The following is a 4,112-nucleotide window of genomic DNA, read 5'->3' as shown; positions in this document are numbered from 1 at the left end:
GCTATCAGAATTTGTGACTTTTCGGGAGAGAGGTGGTAGCGGATGCTTTCTCATAGCCGAAAAGTCACCTAAATTCTTCAGTATGGCAACGCAGGCGTTGCCCTTACCTTGCATCTGGACCTTTTTGAACGGCCCCAGATTCGAGGTTGTAGGACGTTTTTTAAGCTAGAATTGCGGGGTAGAAAGATGGTTTTACATGCAAAGATTAGAGTCGGCATCCTACTGGTGCTGTTTGGGTCGGCGCTGTATTTGCTTTGGATGGTCCGCGGCAGCCTGTATCCTTTTCTCTTTGCCTTGTTAATGGCTTATTTGCTCAATCCTGCGGTCTGCTGGTTTGAACAGCACGGTGTAAAAAAACGGCTTTGGGCGATATTGCTGGTTTTCGCGTTGATGCTGGTCCTGGCGGTAATTGCGGGCAGCAAGGTTCTGCCGCTGTTTATCCGGGAATTGGATGGATTTGCCCGGGATTTGCCCCGGATATCCGCCCAAATGCAACAGACAATTAAAGATGTGGAGTGGCAGTACCAAAATACGGCGCTGCCCCATTCCATCCGGTTAGTGATTGATCAGCAGCGCGGTGCGTTGGAAAATCTCGTCCGGCAAACTATTGCCGATGTTTTCGCCGCTATCATTACTCTGGCGACTCATGGTATCAGTCTGATAATCAGTCCGATCTTGGCCTTTTATTTGTTGCACGACTGGCAGGAAATCAAGGAAAAGTTCTATGGGCTCATACCGGCAAAATGGCGTCCGGAAATGACCTCGTTTTTAACGGAGATTGACGCGGTTTTTAACGGCGTGATCCGCGGGCAGATTATTATTGCGGCTCTGGTAGGAATTTTGGTGACCGTCGGTCTTATGGTCCTGAAAATTAAATATGCCATCCTGATCGGAGTGCTGGCCGGAGTCCTGGATGTAATCCCTTACTTTGGCGCGGTGATTGGCGCCGTGCCGGCAGTTGTGGTTGGTTTGCTGGAATCGAAGTGGCTGGCGGTCAAAGTCGTGGTATTATTTTTTTTGGTGCATCAATTTGAAAGCTGTGTTATCAGTCCACGGATACTGAGCGAGAAAACAGGACTACATCCGGTTTCCGTGATTTTTTTCCTGTTTCTTGGCGGTGAACTGGCTGGAATACCCGGGATGCTGCTGGGGGTTCCTGCAGCTGCCGTGATTAAAGTGGTTCTCCGACACGCCATTAAGCTCTTGATCTAACAGGTGTCCATACATTGACATAGAAATATAAATTAATGTATAATTCCAGAAGAATGTGGCACTTTGTGGAGGTTGATGTTGGTGATTTATATGACGGGTAATGAGCTGCGCAAAAAATATCTGCAGTTTTTCGCAGCCAAAGAACATTTGATATTGCCTAGCGCTTCGCTGATTCCGGAAAATGATCCCAGCCTGCTGTTAATCGGCGCGGGGATGGCTCCTTTTAAACCCTTTTTTACCGGTAAGATGAAGCCGCCGCATGTCAGAGTTGCTACCAGTCAGAAATGTGTGAGAACCGGCGATATTGAAAATGTGGGACGTACGGCCCGTCATCATACTTTTTTTGAAATGCTCGGCAATTTTTCCTTCGGCGATTATTTTAAAAAAGAGGCTACCGCCTGGGCTTGGGAATTCCTCACCCAGCACCTGGAAATCCCGGCGGAAAACTTATGGATAACGATTCATACGAAAGACGATGAAGTATTTGATATCTGGCGCAACCATGTTGGAATTCCCGCTGAAAAGATTATCCGGCTGGAGGATAATTTTTGGGAAATCGGGCCGGGACCTTGCGGCCCCTGTTCCGAAATCTATGTGGATTTGGGCGAGGATCGAGGCTGCGGCAAACCGGACTGCGGAGTAGGCTGCAATTGCGATCGCTATTTGGAGATATGGAACCTGGTCTTTACCCAGTACGACCGGGACGAGGCCGGCAACTATACACCCCTGGTCAAGAAAAATATTGACACCGGCGCCGGTCTGGAGAGGATTGCTTCCGTACTGCAGAACAAGCGCTCCAATTTTGAAACGGATCTATTATACCCGATTATTGAACATGCCTCTGCTGTAGCCAAGATTCTTTTCGGTTCCGCGCCCCAAAGCGATGTTTCATTAAAGGTCATCGCCGATCATGCTCGCAGCATGACAGTGATGATCGCCGATGGCATTCTGCCTTCCAATGAAGGCCGGGGCTATGTGTTAAGAAGAGTGCTGCGCCGGGCGGCCCGGCACGGACGCCTAATGGGTATTGACAAACCCTTTTTGGCAGATATCGTGGATGTGGTAGCGAAGATATTTGCTGAACCCTATCCGGATATTACCGAGAAAAAAGACTATATCAAAAAGGTCATCAGCATGGAAGAAGAGCGGTTTCATGCTACTTTAGCCCAAGGCATAGAGTTGTTGAACGGCCATATTGAAAATATGAAACAGTCCGGAAAGTCTGTGCTTGACGGCACGACCGGCTTTAAACTCTATGATACTTACGGGTTCCCCTGGGAACTGACCCAGGAAATCCTGGCCGAACATGATATGACCCTGGACAAAAAAGCCTTTGATCAGGCTATGGACGCCCAGCGCCAACGGGCTAGAACCGCCCGTCAGGAAAAAGGAGAAAAAATAGTCATACCGGACTTGCGGACGATTGTCACAGAAAAATTAACTCAGGATTTTGCGGCGGAAGCAGCTAAGGTTGTTGTGCTGCTTTCCGAGGGAAGCGTGATCCAAAAAGCCGAGGTGGAAGACGATATCGCTCTGATCCTGGACGTTACTCCTTTCTATGCCGAAGGCGGCGGACAAGTGGGCGATGTGGGGCAGATTATTGCGCCCTACGGCAAAATGGAAGTGACCGGCGCGAAAAAACTGCCTGACGGGACTATTTATCACATCGGTCAGGTAACGGAAGGAACCATTGTCAGCGGCGACTCGGTCAAGATCGTCGTGGACAGGGAAAGACGGGATCACACTGCCCGCAATCATACCGCCACTCACCTGCTGCAGGCGGCGTTGCGCCAGGTGCTGGGGTCACATGTAAACCAGGCTGGTTCCTATGTGGGACCCGACCGGCTGCGTTTTGATTTTTCCCATTTTGCTCCGGTGTCGGCGGAAGAATTAGACCTGATTGAACAAAGGGTGAACGCGGCGATTCTAAGCAATGCAACAGTAGGAATCATTGAGACGACTCAGGATATAGCCAGGGAAATGGGCGCCACTGCTCTGTTCGGAGAAAAATACGGCGATACAGTCCGGGTGGTTATTGTCGGCGACATCAGCAAGGAACTTTGCGGCGGCACCCATGTGGACAGTACCGGTAATATCGGCTTTTTCCGCATTGTGTCGGAAACAAGCGTAGGTGCGGGTCTCAGAAGAATTGAAGCTGTGACCGGCTTGAAGGCGTTGGAATTTGTTAAAGGGCGGGAAGCGCTCTTAACCGAGGCGGCAAGTGTATTGAAAACCCGTCCGGAGGATATTCTATCTAAGGTAGAGAGTCTGCACAATGAGATTAAGGGGCTGGAGCGAGAACTGGCCGCGCTGCATGGCAGCCAGTCTAAGATGGCGGCAGAGTCTCTGCTGGCAGCAAAGCAAACGGTGAAGGGGCTGGAAGTGGTAATTGGCCAGGTTCAGGCCAAAGATATGGAAGACTTGCGCTCCACAGCCGATATGCTCCGGGATCGTATACCCTCCGGCGTTGTGGTACTAGGCGCTCAACAGGAAAGCAAGGTCAATTTCGTCGTAATGGCTACCCCAACCGCGATAGCGAAAGGAATCCATGCCGGCAATATCGTCAAAGAAGTGGCAAAGGCGGCGGGCGGCGGCGGCGGCGGCCGGCCCGACATGGCCCAGGCCGGCGGCAAGAATCCGGAAAAAATGAATGAAGCCTTGGCGGTTGCTTTGGATACCATTACTGCACAAATAAAATAGCTATGAGAGGGCGGCAGCGTCCGCCCTTTTTCTGCAATAACATCAAACGCTGAGTCTATCTTGTAGTCTGTTGCAAAACTCATCTGCAGTCTCGAATCTGAGACCGTTCAAAAAGGTTCAGATGCAAGGAACGCCTGCGTTGCCGTACTAGTTAAGAAATTCAGGTGACTTTCGGCTTATGAGAAACATCCACTACTGCC

The 4,112-nt window shown here is 50.4% G+C and carries 2 protein-coding genes; both read left to right on the top strand.

Annotated elements, in window-relative coordinates; all coding sequences use genetic code 11:
• The first annotated feature begins 186 nt into the window (after nt 1-186).
• Nucleotides 187-1,212, top strand: coding sequence for an AI-2E family transporter (locus ALO_RS14150; protein ID WP_004096971.1), 1,026 nt, complete (start codon nt 187-189; stop codon nt 1,210-1,212).
• A 75-nt stretch (nt 1,213-1,287) separates the two neighbouring features.
• Nucleotides 1,288-3,912 carry an alanine--tRNA ligase gene (alaS, locus tag ALO_RS14145; protein ID WP_004096970.1) on the top strand — a complete coding sequence of 875 codons (2,625 nt, stop codon included), beginning with the start codon at nt 1,288-1,290 and terminating at the stop codon, nt 3,910-3,912.
• The last annotated feature ends 200 nt before the right edge of the window (nt 3,913-4,112 follow it).

The sequence above is a fragment of the Acetonema longum DSM 6540 genome (assembly GCF_000219125.1).
In the GTDB taxonomy this organism is placed as follows: Bacteria; Bacillota; Negativicutes; order Sporomusales; family Acetonemataceae; genus Acetonema; species Acetonema longum.
The sequence above is the reverse complement of the archived record's forward strand: the minus strand, read 5'-3'. Positions and strand labels throughout refer to the sequence as shown.

Excerpts from the sequence above, each read along its gene's own strand:
- ALO_RS14150 (WP_004096971.1), top strand. The coding sequence starts at position 187 with ATGGTTTTACATGCAAAGATTAGAGTCGGCATCCTACTGGTGCTGTTT.
- alaS (WP_004096970.1), top strand. The coding sequence starts at position 1,288 with ATGTTGGTGATTTATATGACGGGTAATGAGCTGCGCAAAAAATATCTG.